The organism is Micromonospora yasonensis, from assembly GCF_026013475.1.
Taxonomy (GTDB): Bacteria; Actinomycetota; Actinomycetes; order Mycobacteriales; family Micromonosporaceae; genus Micromonospora; species Micromonospora yasonensis.
Genome location: NZ_JAPDPH010000017.1, coordinates 31,009 through 50,819, shown reverse-complemented (window position 1 = coordinate 50,819; position 19,811 = coordinate 31,009). Strand labels below are relative to the sequence as shown.

The 19,811-nt window shown below is 67.8% G+C and carries 32 protein-coding genes; all 32 read right to left on the bottom strand.

What is annotated here, in order from left to right:
• Window positions 1-27: 27 nt before the first annotated feature.
• A complete protein-coding gene (gene rpsD, locus ONA70_RS06315) occupies window positions 28-654 on the bottom strand; it encodes a 30S ribosomal protein S4 (RefSeq protein ID WP_265005374.1) in 627 nt (208 codons plus the stop codon).
• A gap of 14 nt (window positions 655-668) precedes the next feature.
• Window positions 669-1,076, bottom strand: a complete 408-nt coding sequence (rpsK, locus tag ONA70_RS06310; RefSeq protein WP_013288613.1) for a 30S ribosomal protein S11 — start codon at window positions 1,074-1,076, stop codon at window positions 669-671.
• Window positions 1,077-1,094: 18 nt separating this feature from the next.
• Window positions 1,095-1,475: a 30S ribosomal protein S13 gene (gene rpsM / locus ONA70_RS06305; protein ID WP_265005373.1), complete on the bottom strand. Its 381-nt coding sequence runs from the start codon at window positions 1,473-1,475 to the stop codon at window positions 1,095-1,097.
• A 210-nt stretch (window positions 1,476-1,685) separates the two neighbouring features.
• The gene (gene rpmJ, locus ONA70_RS06300) at window positions 1,686-1,799 is read right to left on the bottom strand and encodes a 50S ribosomal protein L36 (protein WP_073834917.1); all 114 of its coding nucleotides are present in this window, start codon (window positions 1,797-1,799) and stop codon (window positions 1,686-1,688) included.
• Between the two features lie 92 nt (window positions 1,800-1,891).
• Complete coding sequence (gene infA, locus ONA70_RS06295) at window positions 1,892-2,113, bottom strand: translation initiation factor IF-1 (RefSeq protein WP_007073013.1); 222 nt, start codon at window positions 2,111-2,113, stop codon at window positions 1,892-1,894.
• A gap of 455 nt (window positions 2,114-2,568) precedes the next feature.
• Window positions 2,569-3,420 carry a type I methionyl aminopeptidase gene (map, locus tag ONA70_RS06290; protein WP_265005372.1) on the bottom strand — a complete coding sequence of 284 codons (852 nt, stop codon included), beginning with the start codon at window positions 3,418-3,420 and terminating at the stop codon, window positions 2,569-2,571.
• A gap of 91 nt (window positions 3,421-3,511) precedes the next feature.
• The gene (locus ONA70_RS06285; RefSeq protein WP_265005371.1) at window positions 3,512-4,165 is read right to left on the bottom strand and encodes an adenylate kinase; all 654 of its coding nucleotides are present in this window, start codon (window positions 4,163-4,165) and stop codon (window positions 3,512-3,514) included.
• The gene (gene secY / locus ONA70_RS06280; RefSeq protein WP_265005370.1) at window positions 4,166-5,494 is read right to left on the bottom strand and encodes a preprotein translocase subunit SecY; all 1,329 of its coding nucleotides are present in this window, start codon (window positions 5,492-5,494) and stop codon (window positions 4,166-4,168) included. It lies immediately after the preceding gene.
• Between the two features lie 231 nt (window positions 5,495-5,725).
• Window positions 5,726-6,169, bottom strand: a complete 444-nt coding sequence (gene rplO, locus ONA70_RS06275) for a 50S ribosomal protein L15 (RefSeq protein ID WP_265005369.1) — start codon at window positions 6,167-6,169, stop codon at window positions 5,726-5,728.
• On the bottom strand, window positions 6,169-6,351 hold the full coding sequence (gene rpmD, locus ONA70_RS06270; RefSeq protein ID WP_013473693.1) for a 50S ribosomal protein L30: 183 nt from the start codon (window positions 6,349-6,351) through the stop codon (window positions 6,169-6,171). The genes rplO and rpmD overlap by 1 nt, the downstream gene beginning before the upstream one ends.
• On the bottom strand, window positions 6,351-6,965 hold the full coding sequence (gene rpsE / locus ONA70_RS06265) for a 30S ribosomal protein S5 (protein ID WP_073834922.1): 615 nt from the start codon (window positions 6,963-6,965) through the stop codon (window positions 6,351-6,353). The genes rpmD and rpsE overlap by 1 nt, the downstream gene beginning before the upstream one ends.
• A gap of 33 nt (window positions 6,966-6,998) precedes the next feature.
• On the bottom strand, window positions 6,999-7,388 hold the full coding sequence (gene rplR, locus ONA70_RS06260) for a 50S ribosomal protein L18 (RefSeq protein WP_265005368.1): 390 nt from the start codon (window positions 7,386-7,388) through the stop codon (window positions 6,999-7,001).
• Window positions 7,385-7,927, bottom strand: coding sequence for a 50S ribosomal protein L6 (rplF, locus tag ONA70_RS06255; protein ID WP_265005367.1), 543 nt, complete (start codon window positions 7,925-7,927; stop codon window positions 7,385-7,387). The genes rplR and rplF overlap by 4 nt, the downstream gene beginning before the upstream one ends.
• 16 nt (window positions 7,928-7,943) lie before the next feature.
• Window positions 7,944-8,351 (bottom strand): 30S ribosomal protein S8, encoded by a 408-nt coding sequence (gene rpsH, locus ONA70_RS06250; RefSeq protein ID WP_013288624.1) that lies wholly within the window; start codon window positions 8,349-8,351, stop codon window positions 7,944-7,946.
• Window positions 8,352-8,447: 96 nt separating this feature from the next.
• A complete protein-coding gene (locus tag ONA70_RS06245; RefSeq protein ID WP_007073023.1) occupies window positions 8,448-8,633 on the bottom strand; it encodes a type Z 30S ribosomal protein S14 in 186 nt (61 codons plus the stop codon).
• 1 nt (window position 8,634) lies between these two features.
• Window positions 8,635-9,204, bottom strand: a complete 570-nt coding sequence (rplE, locus tag ONA70_RS06240; protein WP_073834925.1) for a 50S ribosomal protein L5 — start codon at window positions 9,202-9,204, stop codon at window positions 8,635-8,637.
• Window positions 9,204-9,524, bottom strand: a complete 321-nt coding sequence (gene rplX, locus ONA70_RS06235; RefSeq protein WP_007465276.1) for a 50S ribosomal protein L24 — start codon at window positions 9,522-9,524, stop codon at window positions 9,204-9,206. The genes rplE and rplX overlap by 1 nt, the downstream gene beginning before the upstream one ends.
• On the bottom strand, window positions 9,521-9,889 hold the full coding sequence (gene rplN, locus ONA70_RS06230; protein WP_007073026.1) for a 50S ribosomal protein L14: 369 nt from the start codon (window positions 9,887-9,889) through the stop codon (window positions 9,521-9,523). The genes rplX and rplN overlap by 4 nt, the downstream gene beginning before the upstream one ends.
• A gap of 97 nt (window positions 9,890-9,986) precedes the next feature.
• Window positions 9,987-10,265, bottom strand: a complete 279-nt coding sequence (gene rpsQ, locus ONA70_RS06225) for a 30S ribosomal protein S17 (protein ID WP_073834926.1) — start codon at window positions 10,263-10,265, stop codon at window positions 9,987-9,989.
• Entirely contained in the window at window positions 10,262-10,498 is a 237-nt protein-coding gene (gene rpmC, locus ONA70_RS06220) for a 50S ribosomal protein L29 (protein ID WP_007073028.1), read from the bottom strand. Before rpmC ends, rpsQ begins: the two co-directional genes overlap by 4 nt.
• Window positions 10,498-10,923, bottom strand: coding sequence for a 50S ribosomal protein L16 (rplP, locus tag ONA70_RS06215; protein WP_073834927.1), 426 nt, complete (start codon window positions 10,921-10,923; stop codon window positions 10,498-10,500). Before rplP ends, rpmC begins: the two co-directional genes overlap by 1 nt.
• A gap of 3 nt (window positions 10,924-10,926) precedes the next feature.
• A complete protein-coding gene (rpsC, locus tag ONA70_RS06210; RefSeq protein WP_265005366.1) occupies window positions 10,927-11,811 on the bottom strand; it encodes a 30S ribosomal protein S3 in 885 nt (294 codons plus the stop codon).
• Window positions 11,811-12,284 carry a 50S ribosomal protein L22 gene (gene rplV, locus ONA70_RS06205; RefSeq protein WP_265005365.1) on the bottom strand — a complete coding sequence of 158 codons (474 nt, stop codon included), beginning with the start codon at window positions 12,282-12,284 and terminating at the stop codon, window positions 11,811-11,813. Before rplV ends, rpsC begins: the two co-directional genes overlap by 1 nt.
• Before the next feature lie 40 nt (window positions 12,285-12,324).
• Window positions 12,325-12,606 (bottom strand): 30S ribosomal protein S19, encoded by a 282-nt coding sequence (gene rpsS, locus ONA70_RS06200; protein ID WP_091079388.1) that lies wholly within the window; start codon window positions 12,604-12,606, stop codon window positions 12,325-12,327.
• 12 nt (window positions 12,607-12,618) lie between these two features.
• A complete protein-coding gene (gene rplB, locus ONA70_RS06195; RefSeq protein WP_091125155.1) occupies window positions 12,619-13,458 on the bottom strand; it encodes a 50S ribosomal protein L2 in 840 nt (279 codons plus the stop codon).
• Window positions 13,459-13,470: 12 nt separating this feature from the next.
• Complete coding sequence (gene rplW, locus ONA70_RS06190; protein WP_091317975.1) at window positions 13,471-13,773, bottom strand: 50S ribosomal protein L23; 303 nt, start codon at window positions 13,771-13,773, stop codon at window positions 13,471-13,473.
• Window positions 13,770-14,420: a 50S ribosomal protein L4 gene (gene rplD, locus ONA70_RS06185; protein ID WP_265005364.1), complete on the bottom strand. Its 651-nt coding sequence runs from the start codon at window positions 14,418-14,420 to the stop codon at window positions 13,770-13,772. The genes rplW and rplD overlap by 4 nt, the downstream gene beginning before the upstream one ends.
• Window positions 14,417-15,076 carry a 50S ribosomal protein L3 gene (gene rplC, locus ONA70_RS06180; RefSeq protein WP_265005363.1) on the bottom strand — a complete coding sequence of 220 codons (660 nt, stop codon included), beginning with the start codon at window positions 15,074-15,076 and terminating at the stop codon, window positions 14,417-14,419. Before rplC ends, rplD begins: the two co-directional genes overlap by 4 nt.
• Window positions 15,077-15,087: 11 nt before the next feature.
• A complete protein-coding gene (gene rpsJ, locus ONA70_RS06175; protein ID WP_007073037.1) occupies window positions 15,088-15,396 on the bottom strand; it encodes a 30S ribosomal protein S10 in 309 nt (102 codons plus the stop codon).
• A gap of 355 nt (window positions 15,397-15,751) precedes the next feature.
• Window positions 15,752-16,945 (bottom strand): elongation factor Tu, encoded by a 1,194-nt coding sequence (gene tuf / locus ONA70_RS06170; RefSeq protein ID WP_265005362.1) that lies wholly within the window; start codon window positions 16,943-16,945, stop codon window positions 15,752-15,754.
• A gap of 223 nt (window positions 16,946-17,168) precedes the next feature.
• Window positions 17,169-19,265: an elongation factor G gene (gene fusA / locus ONA70_RS06165; RefSeq protein WP_265005361.1), complete on the bottom strand. Its 2,097-nt coding sequence runs from the start codon at window positions 19,263-19,265 to the stop codon at window positions 17,169-17,171.
• Window positions 19,266-19,340: 75 nt separating this feature from the next.
• A complete protein-coding gene (rpsG, locus tag ONA70_RS06160; protein WP_265005360.1) occupies window positions 19,341-19,811 on the bottom strand; it encodes a 30S ribosomal protein S7 in 471 nt (156 codons plus the stop codon).

Below are 19,811 nucleotides of genomic sequence, written 5' to 3'. Positions count from 1 at the left end.
CGGAGGGCGGGCCACCGCAACGAGCCCTTACTTGGAGTAGAGCTCGACGATCAGCTGCTCCTGGACCTGGGTGTCGATCACCTGGCGGGCCGGGAGCGAGTGCACGAGGATCTTCATCTGGCTGGGGATGGCCTCGAGCCACGCGGGAACGGTCCGCGAGCCGGCCTCACCCTGCGCCACCAGGAACGGGGTGAGTTCCTTGCTCTTCGCACGCACCTCGATGATGTCGTGCTCCTTGACGCGGTACGACGGGATGTCGACCTTCTTGCCGTTCACCGTGAAGTGACCGTGCTTGACCAGCTGACGGGCCATGTCCCGGGACTTGGCGTAGCCGGCCCGGTAGACCACGTTGTCCAGCCGCGACTCGAGGATCTGCAGGAGGACCTCACCGGTCTTCGCCTTCTTGCCCACGGCCTCCTCGTAGTAGCCGCGGAACTGCTTCTCCAGCACGCCGTAGACCCGGCGGGCCTTCTGCTTCTCACGGAGCTGGAGCAGGTACTCCGTCTCCTTGGTGCGGCCGCGGCCGTGCTGCCCGGGCGGGAACGGCCGGGACTCGAACGGGCACTTCGGGCCATCGCACTTGCTGCCCTTGAGGAACAGCTTCATCTTCTCCCGCCGGCAACGGCGGCAGTCAGCACCGGTGTAACGAGCCATCTCTCTCTAACCTCTCAGACCCGGCGACGCTTCGGCGGACGGCACCCGTTGTGCGGCTGCGGGGTGACGTCGGAGATCTGCCCGACCTCGAGGCCCACGGCCTGCAGCGAACGGATGGCGGTCTCCCGGCCGGAGCCGGGGCCCTTGACGAACACGTCGACCTTGCGCATGCCGTGCTCCATCGCCCGACGCGCGGCGGCCTCGGCGGCCAGCTGAGCGGCGAACGGGGTCGACTTGCGGGAGCCCTTGAAGCCCACCTGGCCGGAGGAGGCCCAGGAGATGACCGCACCGGTCGGGTCCGTGATGGACACGATGGTGTTGTTGAAGGTGCTCTTGATGTGCGCCTGCCCGTGGGCGACGTTCTTGCGTTCCTTGCGCCGGACCTTCTTGACGGCGGCTCCGGCACGAGCCTTCGGTGGCATAAGTCTGTGCGCTCCTAGTTACTTCTTGCCGGGCTTCTTCTTGCCGGCGACGGTCCGCTTCGGGCCCTTCCGGGTCCGCGCGTTGGTCTTGGTCCGCTGACCACGAACCGGCAGGCCCCGGCGGTGGCGGATACCGGCGTAGCAGCCGATCTCGACCTTGCGGCGGATGTCAGCGGCGACCTCGCGGCGCAGGTCGCCTTCAACCTTGTAGTTGGCCTCGATGTGGTTCCGGAGCTCGACCAGCTCCTCGTCCGTGAGGTCCCGAACGCGCTTGTCCGGCGAGATGCCGGTCGCGGCGAGCGTCTCCAGGGCGCGGGTGCGACCGACCCCGAAGATGTAGGTGAGCGCGATCTCCATCCGCTTCTCGCGGGGGAGGTCGACGCCGACTAGACGTGCCATGTGCGGGCGTACTCCTCGTGATGTTGTGGCGGAGGTGTGGACCCGTCCCACCCCGCTACCGACCGTCCCTGTCCTTCCGGCGCGTCGTGCGCCGGCGACCGGGAGCGGTCGCTGCCCGAGCGGGCCCCGGCCTCCGACCGGGGGTCAACCACGAGGGGGTACGCGCTGCGTACCGCTCGCGGCTGGGACGAGCTGATGATGTGTGGGGCGTCAGCCCTGGCGCTGCTTGTGGCGCGGGTCCTGGCAGATGACCATGACCCGGCCGTGCCGGCGGATCACCCGGCACTTGTTGCAGATCCTCTTGACGCTCGGCTTGACCTTCACGGTTGCCTTACTTCCCATCTGGCCCGGAGACGCGACGGTGCGCGCGCCGGACGTCGAAGACGGACACGGGAACGTCCCGGCCGCCGTCAGGCTTACTTGTAGCGGTAGACGATGCGCCCGCGGGTCAGGTCGTACGGCGAGAGTTCGACGACGACCCGGTCCTCCGGCAGGATGCGGATGTAGTGCTGCCGCATCTTGCCACTGATGTGAGCCAGCACCTTGTGGCCGTTCGCGAGCTCCACCCGGAACATGGCGTTCGGCAGGGGCTCGATGACCCGACCCTCGATCTCGATGGCTCCGTCTTTTTTCGGCATGTCCTCCGCTGTCCTGACGTCGGTTGCTCCGGACGGCCCACAACGTCTTACACGGGTGAACTGACCGAAATCAGGAAACCCGCGCCAGCCGCGGCTCCAGCTCCCACCGAAGCGCGGGTGGGCATGCCGGAGTGGACGCTGTGCGCCGATCAGAAAGTGTACGCCCGCCTGCGTGCCGTCGCCAAACCGGCCGCCCGATCGGTCATCTGCCGGAGAAATTCGTCAAGCCTCGCCCCGGCCTGCGGTGACGCTGGCCACTGGCGGGTGGCCAAGGTGGCCAACAGCGGGACCACCAACGAGGAGGGGCTGATTCCGGACCATCGTCGCAGCGATGACGGACCGGGCAGAGCCGTCCCATCCGGGAAGGAAGTTCCCGATGAGCGCCTACAAACCTGATGACGTGGACGGATCGCAGCCGGTCGACGAACGGACCACGGTCGGCGAACCCGGCCGGGTCAGGCCGCCGGGGAGTTCGCCGGCTGCCGGGCGGTGACCAGGTCGCCGAGCCGGGACCGGCCGCCGTCCTCGGCGGTCAGCACCCACACCCCGTCGTCCAGCAGGGCGATCGAGTGCTCGACGTGCGCCGCCGTCGACCCGTCGCGGGTGACCACGGTCCAGCCGTCCGCCAACTCCTCGGTCCGCGGCGAGCCCATGGTGATCATCGGCTCGATGGCCAGCGCCATGCCCGGCACAAGCCGGGGACCCTTCCCCGGGCGCCCGTGGTTCAGCACGTGCGGGTCCTGGTGCATCTCGGTGCCGATCCCGTGGCCGCCGTACCCGTCGACGATGCCGTACCGGCCGCCCTTGCGGACCGCGTTCTCCACCGCGTGCGAGATGTCGGTGAGCCGGCCCTTGCCGCTGGCCGTCCCCCGGGCGGCGGCCGCGATCCCGGCCCACATCGCGTCCTCGGCCACCGCGGCCATCCTCAGCAGGGCCGAATCGACCTCGCCGACGCCGACGGTCACGGCCGCGTCGCCGTGCCAGCCGTTCAGTACCGCGCCGCAGTCGATCGAGATCAGGTCGCCCTCGCGGAGCATCTGCTTCGACGACGGGATGGCGTGCACGATCTGCTCGTTCACGGACGAGCAGATCGACGCCGGAAAGCCGTGGTAGCCCTTGAACGACGGGATCGCGCCGGCCTCGCGGATGGTGGCCTCGGCGATCGCATCCAGGTCGGCGGTGGTCACCCCGGGGGCGACCGCCTCCCGCATCCGACGCAGCGCACGGGCGACCACCAGACCGGCGGCCCGCATCGACTCGATCTGGTCGGGGGTCTTCAGCTGGATGTCCAGCTGGGGACGACGCATGGACGCGTTACCTTTCGTTGCGCGGAACAGCGGGGCACGCCGGACGTACCCCGCTGTTCGCACTCTATCCGCCGGGATCGCCAGCGGGACGTCAGCCGCCGTACGAGCGCAGGGCGTCGATGGCGCGGACGGTGACATCCTCCACCGGGCCGGTCGCGTCGATGCCGACGAGCTTGCCCTGGGCGCCGTAGTAGTCGACCAGCGGCGCGGTCTTCTCGGCGTACTCCCGGAGCCGGGCCGCGATGGTCTCCGGCTTGTCGTCGTCCCGCTGGAACAGCTCGGCGCCGCAGCGGTCGCAGATCCCCTCGTGGGTGGGGGCGTCGAACTCGACGTGCCAGATCTTCCCGCAGCCGCGGCAGGTACGCCGGCCCGAGAGCCGACGGATCACCTCGTCGTCGTCGACGACGAGCTCCAGCACCAGGTCCAGCGCGGTGCCGAGGTCGGCGAGGAGCTTGTCCAGCGCGGCGGCCTGCGGCGTCGTACGCGGGAACCCGTCGAGCAGGAACCCCTCGCTGGCGTCCGGCTCGGCGAGCCGGTCCCGCACCATGTTGATGGTGACCTCGTCCGGGACCAGCTTGCCGGCGTCCATGTAGCGCTTCGCCTCGACTCCCAGGGGCGTGCCCTGGGAGACGTTGGCGCGGAAGATGTCACCGGTCGAGATCTTCGGCACCGAGAGGTGGGCCGCGATGAACTCCGCCTGTGTGCCCTTGCCCGCGCCCGGCGGGCCAACCAGAACGAGTCGCATCTACCGCAGGAACCCTTCGTAGTTCCGCTGCATGAGTTGGCTCTCGATCTGTTTCACGGTCTCCAGACCGACGCCGACCATGATGAGCACAGCGGTGCCGCCGAACGGGAAGTTCTGGAACTGCTGGTTGTCGAGCCAGATGAAGAAGAAGTTCGGCAGGATCGCGATGACGCCCAGGTAGAGCGCGCCCGGCAGGGTGATCCGGCTCAGGATGAAGTCGAGGTACTCGGCCGTCGGCTTGCCGGGGCGGATGCCCGGCACGAAGCCGCCGTACTTCTTCATGTTGTCCGCGACCTCGGTCGGGTTGAACGTGATCGACACGTAGAAGTACGTGAAGAAGATGATCAGCAGGAAGTAGATCGCGATGTGCTCCGGCGAGCTCGCCTTCACGATGTGGTTCTGGATCCAGGCCTGGGTCTTGCCCGGGTTGTTCTGGTCGAAGAACTGAAGGATGAGCTGCGGCAGGTAGAGCAGCGACGAGGCGAAGATGACCGGGATGACGCCGGCCTGGTTCACCTTGAGCGGGATGTAGGTGGAGGTGCCGCCGTACATCCGCCGGCCGATCATGCGCTTGGCGTACTGCACCGGGATCCGGCGCTGGGCCTGCTCGATGAAGGTGACCAGGGTGATGACCACCAGGACCAGCACGATCACCAGGGCGAACATCCCCCAGCCCTTGGTGGTCTTGATCTTCCAGCCCTCGCTGGGGAGCCGGGCCGCGATCGAGGTGAAGATCAGGACGGACATGCCGTTGCCGACGCCGCGGTCGGTGATCAGCTCGCCGAGCCACATCACCACACCGGTACCGGCGGTCATGGTCATGACCAGGATGCTGAGCGTCAGCCAGTCCGGGATCCCGGTGTCCCGGGGGATGATCGGGAACTGGTCGCACTGGTTGTTGAACAGCTGGCCGGAGCGGGCCAGCGCCACGAACGCGGACGACTGCAGGATGCCCAGACCCAGGGTCAGGTACCGGGTGTACTGGGTGATCTTCGCCTGGCCGGCCTGGCCCTCCTTGCGGAGCTGCTCGAGCCGCGGGATGACCACCGTCAGCAGCTGCAGGATGATCGACGCGGTGATGTACGGCATGATGCCGAGCGCGAAGACCGACAGCTGGAGCAGTGCGCCACCCGAGAAGAGGTCCAACAGGTTCAGCACGCCGGTGCTGCCACCCTGGAGGGTGTCGAGGCACTTCTGGACGTTGCCGTACGAGACCCCAGGGCTGGGCAGCGTGGCGCCAAGCCGGTACACCGCAATGATGCCTACTGTGAACAGCAGCTTCTTGCGCAGGTCAGGCGTACGGAACGCACTGAGAAAGGCGGACAGCAACTTCTTCCTCCTGCGCGACGCGGGCCGCCGGTCGTCCCTGGCGGAGCGGGGTGGGTGCCGGGCGAGTGCCCGATATCCATGGCTGGGATGGGACTCTAACAGCCCCACCCCGGTCCGGGCAGATGTGCCCGGCTACATAAAACGAATCCGATGTTACCCGGCGCACATCCGGCCGGTAGACCATGGCGCCCGCCCAGTTGTGGACAACTGAGCGGGCGCCACGACAGTGCCTTACAGCTCGGTGACCGAGCCGCCGGCGGCGGCGATCTTCTCCTTGGCCGACGCGCTGAACGCGTGCGCCGACACCTGGAGCGCCACACCGCCGAGGTCGCCGGTGCCGAGCACCTTGACCGGCTGGCCCTTGCGGACCGCGCCGGCCTCGACCAGCTCGACCGGGCCGACCTGGCCGCCGTTCGGGAAGAGCTCGGCGAGCCGGTCCAGGTTGACCACCTGGAAGACGACCTTGAACTTGTTCTTGAAGCCCTTCATCTTCGGCAGGCGCATGTGGATGGGCATCTGCCCACCCTCGAACGCCGGCGAGATGTTCTTCCGGGCCTTCGAACCCTTGGTACCGCGACCGGCGGTCTTGCCCTTCGAGCCCTCACCGCGACCCACACGGGTCTTGTCGGTCTTGGCCCCGGGCGCCGGACGCAGGTGGTGGACCTTGATCGTCATTACTCGACCTCCTCGACCTTCACGAGGTGGTTGACCGTGAAGATCATGCCGCGGATCTCCGGCCGGTCCTCCTTGACCACCACGTCGTTGATCCGCTTGAGACCGAGGGAACGCAGCGAGTCACGCTGGTTCTTCTTGGTCCCGATCTCGGACCGGACCTGGGTGACCTTCAGGCGCGCCATCAGGACGCCACCCCCGCCCGCGACGCCAGCATGGCGGCCGGCGCGACGTCCTCGACCGGCAGACCACGACGGGCCGCGACCGCCTCGGGCGACTCGAGCGCCTTCAGGGCCGCCACCGTGGCGTGCACGATGTTGATCGGGTTCGACGAGCCGAGGCTCTTGGAGAGCACGTCGTGGATGCCCGCGCACTCCAGCACGGCACGCACCGGACCACCGGCGATGACACCCGTACCGGCCGAGGCCGGCTTGAGCAGCACCACACCGGCCGCGTCCTCGCCCTGCACCGGGTGCGGGATCGAGGCGCCGATCCGCGGCACCTTGAAGAAGTGCTTCTTGGCCTCCTCGACACCCTTGGCGATCGCCGCGGGCACCTCCTTGGCCTTTCCGTAGCCCACGCCGACGGTGCCGTCGCCGTCGCCCACGATCACCAGGGCGGTGAAGCTGAAGCGACGACCACCCTTCACGACCTTGGCGACGCGGTTGATCGCGACGACCCGCTCGAGGTGCGGGGTCTTCTCGACGGGCGCGTTTCCGCGGCCGCCCTCACGGCGGTTGTCGCGGCGACCACCCTCGTTGCCACCGGACCCGCCGCCACGGCGCTGTTGACCTGGCATCAGCAGCCTTCCTTCTCTCTCGTGACGGGGTTTCTAGAACTCGAGCCCGGCTTCGCGGGCGGCGTCGGCAAGCGCGGCGACCCGCCCCGCGTACCGGTTGCCACCGCGGTCGAAGACGACCTTCGAGACGCCGGCGGCCTTGGCCCGCTCGGCGAGCAGGGCGCCGACCTTGCCGGACAGGGCGCTCTTGTCGCCCTCGGCACCGCGCAGCGAGGCGTCCATGGTCGAGGCCGACGCCAGGGTGTGACCCTTGGTGTCGTCCACGATCTGGGCGACGATGTGCCGCAGCGAGCGGGTGACGACCAGGCGGGGACGCTCGGTGGTGCCGCTGATGTTCTTGCGGACCCGGAAGTGCCGACGCGCACGCCCGACGGCACGCTTGGCGGCGACGCCGCGGCGGCGCTTGAGCAGCGTGGCGCTCACTTCTTACCTGCCTTTCCAGCCTTACGGCGGATGACCTCGCCCTGGTACTTCACGCCCTTGCCCTTGTAGGGCTCCGGCGGACGGATCTTCCGGATGTTGGCGGCGACCTCGCCGACCTGCTGCTTGTCGATGCCGGCCACGTGGAACAGCGTCGGCTTCTCGACCGTGAAGGTGATGCCCTCCGGCGCCGGGACCAGGACCGGGTGCGAGAACCCGAGCGCGAACTCGAGGTCCTTGCCCTTGGCCGTGACGCGGTAACCGGTGCCGGCGATCTCGAGGCTCTTGCGGTAGCCCTCGGTCACTCCGACGATCATGTTGGCCACCAGCGTACGGCTCAGGCCGTGCAGCTCCTTGGCCTTGCGCTCGTCGTTCGGCCGGTTGACGTGCAGCTGGCCGTCCTCGCCCCGCTCCGCCGTGATCGGCTCAGCGAGGACGTGGCTGAGTTCGCCCTTGGGGCCCTTGACCTTCACGGTCTGGCCGTCGATCGTGATGTCGACGCCGGCTGGCACCGGGATCGACTTACGTCCAATACGCGACATTTCTACCTGTCTCCCGTTACCAGACGAAGGCGAGGACTTCCCCGCCAACGCTCCGCTTGCGGGCCTGCCGGTCGGTGAGCAGCCCCTGGGACGTCGAAATGATCGCCACGCCCAGCCCGCCGAGCACCCGCGGGAGCCCGTCCGACTTGGCGTACACCCGGAGACCGGGCTTGGACACGCGCTTGATGCCGGCCAGGCTCCGCTCGCGGTTCTGGCCGTACTTCAGCTCGACGACCAGTCGCTTGCCGACGGCGCCCTCCTCGGGCTCCTCGACCGACCAGGTGGCGATGTAACCCTCGGCCTTGAGGACCTCGGCGATGTTCGCCTTGATCTTCGAGTAGGGCATCGTCACCCGGTCGTGGTACGCCTGGTTGGCGTTACGCAGACGCGTGAGCATGTCTGCGATCGGGTCGGTCATCGTCATGAAATTCGTCAACCTTTCTCGCCGGGGTTCCCCGGGCCAGGCCCGGGGCCTACGGCGAAGAGACAGTTCAGCTGACGCGCGAAGCGCGCCGGGCTATTACCAGGAAGCCTTGGACACGCCGGGCAGCTCACCGCGGTGGGCCATCTCCCGGATGCACACCCGGCAGAGACCGAACTTGCGGTAGACCGCCTTCGGACGCCCGCACCGCTGGCAGCGGGTGTACGCGCGAACCGAGAACTTCGGCTTCGCGGCCGCCTTGAGGATCAGCGCCTTCTTGGCCATCTCAGTTCTCCTTGAACGGGAAGCCCAGGAGCTTGAGCAGCGCCCGGCCCTCGTCGTCGGTCGTGGCGGTCGTGACCACCGTGATGTCCATGCCCCGCTGGCGATCGATCTTGTCCTGGTCGATCTCGTGGAACACCGACTGCTCGGTCAGGCCGAACGTGTAGTTGCCGTGCCCGTCGAGCTTGCGCCCGTCCAGGCCGCGGAAGTCGCGGATACGCGGCAGCGCGATGGACAGCAGCCGGTCCAGGAACTCCCACATCCGGTCACCCCGGAGGGTGACCTTCGCACCGATCGGCATGCCCTCACGCAGCTTGAACTGCGCGATGGACTTGGTCGCGCGCCGCACCTGCGGCTTCTGGCCGGTGATGGTGGCCAGGTCACGGACCGCGCCGTCGATCAGCTTGGCGTCCCGAGCGGCCTCGCCGACACCCATGTTGACGACGATCTTGACCAGCCGCGGCACCTGCATGGGGTTGCCGTAGTTGTGCTGCTTCTGCAGCTCGGCCACGATCTCGTTGCGGTACCGCTCCTTGAGGCGCGGCATGGTCTTGGTTTCGGTAGCCGTGGTCATCACAGGTCCTTACCGGTGCTACGCGCGATGCGGACCTTCTGGCCGTTGTCGTCGATCCGGTAACCGACGCGGGTCGGCTTACCGTCGGAGTCCAGGACCTGCACGTTCGAGACGTGGATCGGGGCCTCCTGGGTGACGATGCCACCGGTCTTGGCGCCACGCTGGGTGGTGCTGATGCGGGTGTGCTTCTTGACCCGGTTCACGCCCTCGACGAGGACCTTGTCCTGCCGCGGGTAGGCCGCGATGACCTTGCCCTTGGCACCCTTGTCCTTGCCGGCGATGACGACGACCGTGTCGCCCTTCTTGACCTTCACGGTCACAACACCTCCGGCGCGAGAGAGATGATCTTCATGAACCGCTTGTCCCGCAGCTCGCGCCCGACCGGGCCGAAGATGCGGGTACCGCGCGGGTCCCCACCGTCCTTGATGATGACGGCGGCGTTCTCGTCGAAGCGGATGTACGAGCCGTCCGGCCGCCGCTTCTCCTTGGCGGTGCGAACGACGACCGCCTTGACGACGTCGCCCTTCTTCACACCGGCACCGGGGATCGCGTCCTTGACCGTGGCCACGATGACGTCGCCGATGCTCGCGTAGCGCCGACCGGAGCCACCGAGAACCCGGATGCACAGGATCTCCCGGGCACCCGTGTTGTCGGCGACGCGCAGTCGCGACTCCTGCTGAATCACGTCTATCTCCTATGTCTGCCGGTTCTCCGGCCGCCCAGAGGCGGCCGGAGCCTGGCGGAACCTGCGCCCGACCGGTCCGGCCGAGCTCGAGCCTTCGCTACTTGGCCTTCTCGAGGATCTCCACGAGCCGCCACCGCTTGGTGGCGGAGAGCGGCCGGGTCTCCATGATCAGGACCCGGTCGCCGATCCCGGCGGAGTTCTGCTCGTCGTGGACCTTGAGCTTGCTGGTCCGGCGCATGATCTTGCCGTACAGCGCGTGCTTGACCCGGTCCTCGACCTCGACCACGACGGTCTTTTCCATCTTGTCGCTGACCACGAGGCCCTCACGCACCTTGCGGCGGGCCCGTGCGGCGGCGGTGGTGGTGTTCTCACTCATGATGCAGTCACCTCAGTCGGCGCGGCCGAGAGACCCAGCTCACGCTCACGCATGATCGTGTAGATCCGGGCGATCTCCCGACGGATGACCTGCAGCCGCCGGTTGTTGTCCAGCTGCCCGGTTGCGGCCTGCACGCGGAGGTTGAACAGCTCCGCCTTCGCCTCACGCAGCTTCGTGACCAGCTCCTCCTCGGAGAGCTCACGCAGCTCGGAGGCCTTGACGCCCGCTGCCATCAGGATTCACCCACTTCGCGCGTAACAATGCGGCACTTCATCGGGAGCTTGTGGATCGCGCGACGCATCGCCTCTCGCGCGATCTGCTCGTTGGGGAAGGACATCTCGAAGAGAACCCGCCCCGGCTTGACGTTGGCGACCCACCACTCGGGCGAACCCTTACCGGAACCCATCCGGGTTTCCGCCGGCTTCTTGGTGAGGGCCTGGTCCGGGAAGATCGTGATCCAGACCTTGCCGCCACGCTTGATGTGACGGGTCATCGCGATACGCGCCGACTCGATCTGGCGGTTGGTCACGTACGCCGGCTCGAGAGCCTGGATCCCGAACTCGCCGAACACCACCCGGTTACCGCCCTTGGACGCGCCGTGGCGGTCCGGGTGGTGCGGCTTGCGGAAGCCCTTCGGGGGCTTGCGCGGCATCAGCATCTGTCAGCCCTCCTGCTGCGTTTCTGCCGGCTGAGTCGGAGCCGGAGCGGACGCGGTCGCGGCGACAGCGCCGGCATCCACCGGCTCGCCGCTCGGCGTCTCGGCCTGCTGCGCGATGGTGGTCGCGGCAGCCCGGCCGGCCTCGGTGCCACCGGCGGTCGTGCCGGACGAACCCGACCGGCCACGGCGCGGCCGCTCGGGACGCTCGCCGCGCTCACGGCGCGGGCGGGACGGGCCGGCCTCGGCCGGAGCCTCCCGGCCCGGGACGGCGTCGCCCTTGTAGATCCAGACCTTCACGCCGATCCGGCCGAAGGTGGTACGGGCCTCGAAGAAGCCGTACTCGATGTTGGCCCGCAGCGTGTGCAGCGGAACCCGGCCCTCGCGGTAGAACTCGGTCCGGCTCATCTCGGCGCCGCCGAGACGGCCCGAGACCTGCACCCGGATGCCCTTGCAGACCGGGTTCTTCATCGCGGACTGCATCGCCTTGCGCATGGCCCGACGGAAGCTGACCCGGCTGGACAACTGCTCGGCGACGCCCTGGGCGACCAGCTGCGCGTCCGACTCGGGGCTCTTCACCTCGATGATGTTCAGCTGGACCTGCTTGCCGGTGAGCTTCTCCAGCTCGCCCCGGATCCGGTCGGCCTCCGCACCCTTACGGCCGATGACGATGCCCGGCCGGGCGGTGTGGATGTCGACGCGGACCCGGTCCCGGGTGCGCTCAATGTCGACCTTGGAAATGCCGGCGCGCTCCAGGCCCTTGGACATCATCCGGCGGATCTTGACGTCCTCGCCGATGTAGTCCTTGTAGAGCTTGTCCGCGAACCAGCGGGACTTCCAGTCGGTCGAGATGCCGAGCCGGAACCCAGTGGGGTGAACCTTCTGACCCATTACTCGGCACCCTCCGTCGTGCTCTGCCCCTCAGCAGCCTCGGCTTGCGTCGCCGATGCGGCCTTCTTCGCCGGCTCGGCCTTCTTCGCCGACTTCTTCGGCGCGGCCGGCGCCACGGCCTCGACCGCCACGGTGATGTGGCAGGTCCGCTTGCGGATCCGGTACGCCCGGCCCTGCGCCCGCGGCCGGAACCGCTTCATCGTCGGGCCCTCGTCGACGAACGCCTCGCTGACGAGCAGCGCGTCGGGGTCCAGCCGCTCGTTGTTCTCCGCGTTGGCGATCGCGCTCGCGAGCACCTTGTACACCTGCTCGCTCGCAGCCTGCGGCGCGAACTGCAGCACCGTGAGCGCCTCCTTCGCGGGCAGGCCGCGGACGAGGTTGACCACCCGGCGCGCCTTCATCGGCGAGATGCGCACGTGCCGCGCAACCGCCCGCGCGCCCGGAAGCACCGGAGCGTCGCCCTTTCCTGGCATCGCTGTAACCCCTTGTTCCTCTATCCGTATGCCCGCGGCGTCAGCGCCGGCGGCTCTTCCGGTCGTCCTTCTCGTGACCCTTGAACGTGCGGGTCAGCGCGAACTCGCCGAGCTTGTGCCCGACCATGGCCTCGGTCACGAAGACCGGGACGTGCTTGCGCCCGTCGTGTACGGCGATCGTGTGCCCCAGCATGTCGGGGATGATCGTCGAGCGCCGCGACCAGGTCTTGATGACGTTCTTGGAGCCCTTCTCGTTCTGCGTCTCCACCTTCTTGAGCAGGTGGTCGTCGACGAACGGGCCCTTCTTCAGGCTGCGAGGCATGTCTTATCTCCCTCAGCCGCGCTTACGCGTGGCGTAGCGGCGGCGGACGATCAGCCGGTCACTCGGCTGGCCCTTACGACGGGTGCGGCCCTCGGGCTTACCCTGCGGGTTCACCGGGTGGCGACCACCGGAGGTCTTACCCTCACCACCACCGTGCGGGTGGTCGACCGGGTTCATCGCGACACCACGGACGGTCGGGCGCTTGCCCTTCCACCGCATGCGGCCGGCCTTACCCCAGTTGATGTTCGACTGGTCGGCGTTGCCGATCTCGCCGATGCTGGCGCGGCAGCGCACGTCGACCCGCCGGATCTCACCGGACGGCATACGCAGGGTCGCGTACGCGCCCTCGCGGCCGAGCAGTTGGATGCCGACGCCGGCGGAGCGGGCCAGCTTGGCACCGCCACCCGGGCGCAGCTCCACGTTGTGGATGGTGGTACCGACCGGGATGTTCCGCAGCGGCAGGTTGTTGCCCGGCTTGATGTCGGCGCCCGGGCCCGACTCCACCGTGTCGCCCTGCTTCAGGTCCTTCGGCGCGATGATGTAGCGCTTCTCGCCGTCGGCGTAGTGCAGCAGCGCGATGCGCGCGGTGCGGTTCGGGTCGTACTCGATGTGGGCGACCTTCGCCGGCACGCCGTCCTTGTCGACCCGCTTGAAGTCGATCAGACGGTACTGGCGCTTGTGGCCGCCACCGTGGTGCCGCGTGGTGATCCGGCCGTGGGCGTTGCGTCCGCCCTTCTTCGGCAGCGGAGCCAGCAGCGACTTCTCGGGCGTCGACCGGGTGATCTCGGCGAAGTCGGCGACGCTCGAGCCACGCCGGCCCGGCGTCGTCGGCTTGTACTTACGGATAGCCATTGTCTACACCCCTCAGCTGACCGGGCCGCCGAAGGCCTCGATGCGGTCACCGTCAGCCAGCTTCACGATCGCCCGCTTGGTCGACTTGCGCTGACCGAAGCCGGTCTTGGTGCGCTTGCGCTTGCCCTCGCGGTTGAGCGTGTTGACCGTCAGAACGCGGACGTTGAAGATCTGCTGGATAGCGATCTTGATCTCGGTCTTGTTCGCGTCCGGGTGCACCAGGAAGGTGTACCAGTTGCGGTTCAGCTCGCTGTAGCTCTTCTCCGAGACGACCGGCGCGACGATGATGTCGCGGGGATCGGCGATCGTGCTCACTTGCCACCCTCCTCGGTGGTCTCAGCGGGAACGCCCAGGAACTCGTCCAGGGCCTCCTTGGTGAAGACCACGTCGTCGGCCACCAGCACGTCGTACGTGTTGAGCTGGCCGGCCTCGATCAGGTGCACCCGCGGCTCGTTGCGCAGCGACACCCAGTTCAGCTCGTCGGTGCTGCTCAGCACAACCAGGACGCGACGCGCCTCGGTCAGCTTCGCCAGCGTGGCCAGCGCGGCCTTGGTCGACGGCTTCTCGCCGGAGACGAACGCCTCGACGACATGCACCTGGCCGGCGCGGGCCCGGTCCGAGAGGGCGCCACGCAGGGCGGCGGCCTTCATCTTCTTCGGGGTGCGCTGGCTGTAGTCGCGCGGCACCGGGCCGTGGACCACGCCACCGCCGGCGAACTGCGGCGCGCGGGTCGAGCCCTGGCGGGCACGACCGGTGCCCTTCTGCTTGTACGGCTTCTTGCCTCCACCGGAGACCTCGCCGCGGGTCTTGGCCTTGTGCGTGCCCTGCCGGGCCGCCGCGAGCTGAGCCACCACGACCTGGTGCATCAGCGCGATGTTGGCCTGGGCGTCGAAGATGTCGGCCGGCAGCTCGACGGAGCCGCTCTTGGCCCCTTCGACGGTGAGGACGTCAACGGTGGTCACTTGGCCGCACCGCCCTTCTTCGCCTTGGCCGCGGTACGGACCAGGACCAGCGCGCCCTTGGGGCCGGGGATGGCGCCGCGGACGAGCAGGAGGTTGTTCTCGGTGTCGATCGCCTGGACCGTCAGGTTCTGGACGGTGTAGCGCACGCCACCCATCCGACCCGCCATCCGGGTGCCCTTGAAGACGCGGCCCGGGGTCGCGCAGGCGCCGATGGAGCCCGGCGAGCGGTGCTTGCGCTCCACACCGTGGCTGGCGCGCAGACCGTGGAAGCCGTGCCGCTTCATCGGGCCGGCGTAGCCCTTGCCCTTGGTCTTGCCGGTGACGTCGACCACGACGCCGGCGGGGAACTCCTCGACCGTGACCTCCTGGCCCGGCGAGTAGTCCGCGGCGTCCGTGGTCCGCAGCTCGACGATGTGCCGGCGCGGGGCGACGTCCGCCTTCGCGTAGTGGCCACCGATCGGCTTCTTGACCTTGCGCGGGTCGATCGTGCCGTACGCCAGCTGGACCGCGGAGTAACCGTCCTTGTCGGCGCTACGAACCTGGCTGATGACGCAGGGGCCGGCCTGAACCACGGTCACGGGGACAACCTTGTTGTTGTCCCAGACCTGGGTCATGCCGAGCTTTGCGCCCAGGATCCCCTTGACTTGCCTGTCCATTTGTCCGGTCCCTACAGCTTGATCTCGATGTCGACGCCAGCCGGCAGGTCGAGGCGCATGAGCGAGTCGACCGTCTTCGGGGTCGGGTCGATGATGTCGATCAGCCGCTTGTGCGTGCGCATCTCGAAGTGCTCGCGCGAGTCCTTGTACTTGTGCGGCGAGCGGATAACGCAGAAACGGTTGATCTCCGTGGGCAGCGGCACCGGGCCAGCGACCTGCGCCCCGGTACGCGTCACCGTCTCGACGATCTTCCGAGCCGAGGAGTCGACGACCTCGTGGTCATAGGCCTTGAGCCGGATGCGGATCTTCTGTCCCGCCATGGTGGCTTCTGTTCCTTCTCTCGATGCCGCTGTGTTGCGGGCGCCTGCACCGGCTGGCACAGGCCCACTTCCGCCGACCCCCGCGGTCGGGCGTGTCGCGCCCGTTGGTCAGGCTCCGCCCCGGGACTCCGGAGCGATTCTCTGACCACGCGGTGGGTCATGGCGCCGATCGCGTTTCCGCGACCTGGACGCCGTGCGAGGGTGGTTGACCGCCAGGGGCGGTCAACCACCCTGCGCGCGACTGTTGGTCGACCCGGAGGTCCAGCATGCACCGGACGCAGGCGACTAACCGTCGTTACGCAACCTGACTAGTATGCCGTACGACCGACGGCGACGCTAATCGGGGTTACCCAGCTCACTTGATGATCTTGGTGACGCGACCCGCGCCGACCGTACGGCCACCCTCCCGGATCGCGAACTTGAGGTTCTCCTCCATCGCGATGGGCTGGATCAGCTTCACGGTCATCGTGGTGTTGTCGCCCGGCATGACCATCTCGGTGCCCTCGGGCAGCGTGACGACGCCGGTGACGTCCGTGGTCCGGAAGTAGAACTGCGGACGGTAGTTCTGGAAGAACGGGGTGTGGCGGCCACCCTCCTCCTTGGAGAGGATGTAGACCGTCGCCTCGAACTCCGTGTGCGGGGTCGTGGTGCCCGGCTTGATGACAACCATGCCGCGCTCGACGTCCTCGCGCTTGATGCCGCGGAGGAGCAGACCGACGTTCTCACCGGCCCGGGCCTCGTCCAGCAGCTTGCGGAACATCTCGATGCCGGTGCAGGTGGTCTTCATCGACTTCTCACGGATGCCGACGATCTCCACCTCCTCGTTCGGCTTGAGGATGCCGCGCTCCGCGCGACCGGTGACGACGGTGCCACGACCGGTGATCGTGAAGACGTCCTCGATCGGCATGAGGAACGGCTTGTCGGTCTCGCGCTCCGGCTGCGGGATCGCGGTGTCGACGGCGTTCATCAGGTCCAGGAGCTTGGCGGTCCACTCCGGGTCGCCCTCGAGGGCCTTCAGCGCCGAGACGCGGACGACCGGCAGGTCGTCACCCGGGTACTCCTGCGAGGAGAGCAGCTCGCGGACCTCGAGCTCGACGAGCTCCAGGAGCTCCTCGTCGTCGACCATGTCGCTCTTGTTGAGCGCCACGACGATGTACGGCACGCCGACCTGGCGGGCCAGCAGCACGTGCTCGCGGGTCTGCGGCATCGGGCCGTCGGTCGCGGCGACCACCAGGATCGCGCCGTCCATCTGGGCGGCACCGGTGATCATGTTCTTGATGTAGTCCGCGTGACCCGGGCAGTCCACGTGCGCGTAGTGCCGGTTCGCGGTCTGGTACTCGACGTGCGCGATCGAGATCGTGATGCCGCGGGCCTTCTCCTCCGGCGCCTTGTCGATCTCGTCGAACGGCGTGTACGGGTTCAGGTCCGGGTACTCGTCGTGCAGGACCTTGGTGATGGCCGCCGTCAGCGTCGTCTTACCGTGGTCGATGTGACCAATGGTGCCGATGTTGACGTGCGGCTTAGTCCGCTCGAACTTCGCCTTCGCCACTGGTGTCCTCCTGTGGACTTCTTGGTTCGTTCGCCCCGGTGCGCCAGGTGCGGCGCTTAGGACTCTGTCGACAGCCTTTCCGGCCTGACGGCCGGAGAGCCATTGTGGGTTCTGCGGCGATGAAGCCTACAGGCCCGGTATCACACAATCCGACCGAGGTGGCCGCGGGCGGGAGAGCCCTCCCGCGACCGTCCCCGGCTCATCGGATCAGCTCAGGCGAGCGTCACTCACCCGTCGCCTTGGCGATGATCTCCTTGGCCACCGAGGCCGGAACCTCGGCGTAGGAGTCGAACTGCATGCTGTAGCTAGCCCGGCCCTGGGTCTTCGACCGCAGGTCGCCGACGTAGCCGAACATCTCCGACAGCGGCACCAGGGCCCGGACGATGCGGGCGCCGTGACGCTCCTCCATCGCCTGGATGATGCCGCGCCGGGAGTTGAGGTCGCCGATGACGTCACCCATGTTCTCCTCGGGAGTGGTGACCTCAACGGCCATCATCGGCTCGAGCAGCGCGGGGTCGGCCTTGCGGGCCGCCTCCTTCATCACCATCGAGCCGGCGATCTTGAATGCCATTTCCGACGAGTCGACCTCGTGGTACTGGCCGTCCAGCAGCGTCAGCTTGACACCCACCAGCGGGAAGCCGGCGAGGATGCCGTACTGCATCGCGTCCTGGGCACCCGCGTCCACCGAGGGGATGAACTCCCGGGGGATGCGGCCACCGGTGACGGCGTTGGCGAACTCGTAGGTCGGCGAGTCGTTGTCCAGCGGCAGCGGCTCGATGCTCACGATCACGCGGGCGTACTGGCCGGAACCACCGGTCTGCTTCTTGTGGGTGTACTCGATCTTCTCCACCTTGCGGCGGATGGTCTCGCGGTACGCCACCTGCGGCTTACCGATGTTCGCCTCGACGTTGAACTCGCGGCGCATCCGGTCGACCAGGATGTCCAGGTGCAGCTCGCCCATGCCGGAGATGACCGTCTGGCCGGTCTCCTCGTCCAGCTTGACGCGGAAGGTCGGGTCCTCCTCGGCCAGCCGCTGGATGGCGGTGCTGAGCTTCTCCTGGTCGGCCTTGGTCTTCGGCTCGATGGCGACCTCGATGACCGGCTCCGGGAAGGTCATCGACTCCAGGATGACCGGGTTCGCCGGGTCGCACAGCGTGTCACCGGTGGTGGTCTGCTTGAGACCCTGCACCGCGATGATGTCGCCAGCCTTGGCGGAGCTGCGCTCCTCCCGCTTGTTGGCGTGCATCTGGTAGATCTTGCCGATCCGCTCCTTGCGGTCCTTGGTGGAGTTGACCACCTGGGTCCCGGACTCGACCACGCCGGAGTAGACCCGGACGTAGGTGAGCTTGCCGAGGTGCTTGTCGGTCTGGATCTTGAAGGCCAGGCCGGCGAAGGGCTCGGAGGTGGACGGCTTCCGCTGCATCGGCGTCTCGCCGTCGGTCGCGGTGCCCTCGATGGCCGGGATGTCCAGCGGCGACGGCAGGTACGCGACGACCGCGTCGAGCATGGGCTGGATGCCCTTGTTCTTGAAGGCGGTGCCGGTGAAGACGGGGTTGGCCTTGCCGGCGATGGTGGCCCGGCGGATGGCGGCCTTGATCTCCTCGACGGAGATCTCCTCGCCCTCCAGGTACTTCTCCATCACCGCGTCGTCGACGTCGGCGAGGGTCTCCATCAGCTTCTCGCGCCACTCCGCGGCGGAGTCGGCGAGGTCGGCCGGGATCTCCTCGATCGCGTAGTCCTCACCCTTCTGGGTCTCGCCGCGCCAGGTGAGGGCGCGCATCTCGATCAGGTCGACCACACCGATGAAGTCGGCCTCGGCGCCGATCGGGATCTGGAGCACCAGCGGGGTCGCGTTGAGCCGGTCGATCATCATCTGCACGCAGCGGAAGAAGTCGGCACCGGTCCGGTCGAGCTTGTTGACGAAGCACATCCGGGGGACGTTGTACTTGTCCGCCTGACGCCAGACGTTCTCCGTCTGCGGCTCCACGCCAGCGACACCGTCGTAAACGGCCACCGCACCGTCCAGCACCCGCAGCGACCGCTCGACCTCGACCGTGAAGTCGACGTGGCCGGGCGTGTCGATGATCTGGATCGTGTGGCCCTTCCACTCGCACTTCGTCGCGGCGGAAGTGATGGTGATACCGCGCTCCTGCTCCTGCTCCATCCAGTCCATGACGGCAGCGCCCTCGTGGACCTCACCGATCTTGTACGTGATACCGGTGTAGAACAGGATTCGCTCGGTGGTAGTGGTCTTACCGGCATCGATGTGCGCCATGATGCCGATGTTGCGTACGTTGGCGAGCGCGTCTGCGGCGGCCACTTCAATCCCTACTTATCGTCGTCTCGACACAACTGGTGGCGGTTCCGGCGCCTCGTGGGCGCCGGAACCAGGGTGTTACCAGCGGTAGTGCGCGAAGGCCTTGTTGGACTCGGCCATCTTGTGGGTGTCCTCGCGCCGCTTCACGGCGGCACCGAGGCCGTTGCTCGCGTCCAGCAGCTCGTTCATCAGCCGATCGACCATGGTCTTCTCGCGCCGGGCGCGGGAGTAGGTCACCAGCCAGCGCAGGCCCAGGGTGGTCGCGCGGGCCGGCCGGACCTCGACCGGAACCTGGTAGGTGGCACCACCGACGCGACGGCTACGGACCTCGAGGGTCGGCTTCACGTTGTCCATCGCCCGCTTCAGGGTGACGACCGGGTCGGTGCCGGACTTCTCGCGGCAGCCCTCGAGGGCGGCGTACACGATGCGCTCGGCGAGCTGACGCTTGCCGCGCAGCAGGATCTTGTTCACGAGCTGGGTGACCAGCGGCGAGTTGTACACCGGGTCAGCGACCAGCGCCTTCCGCGGAGCGGGTCCCTTACGCGGCAT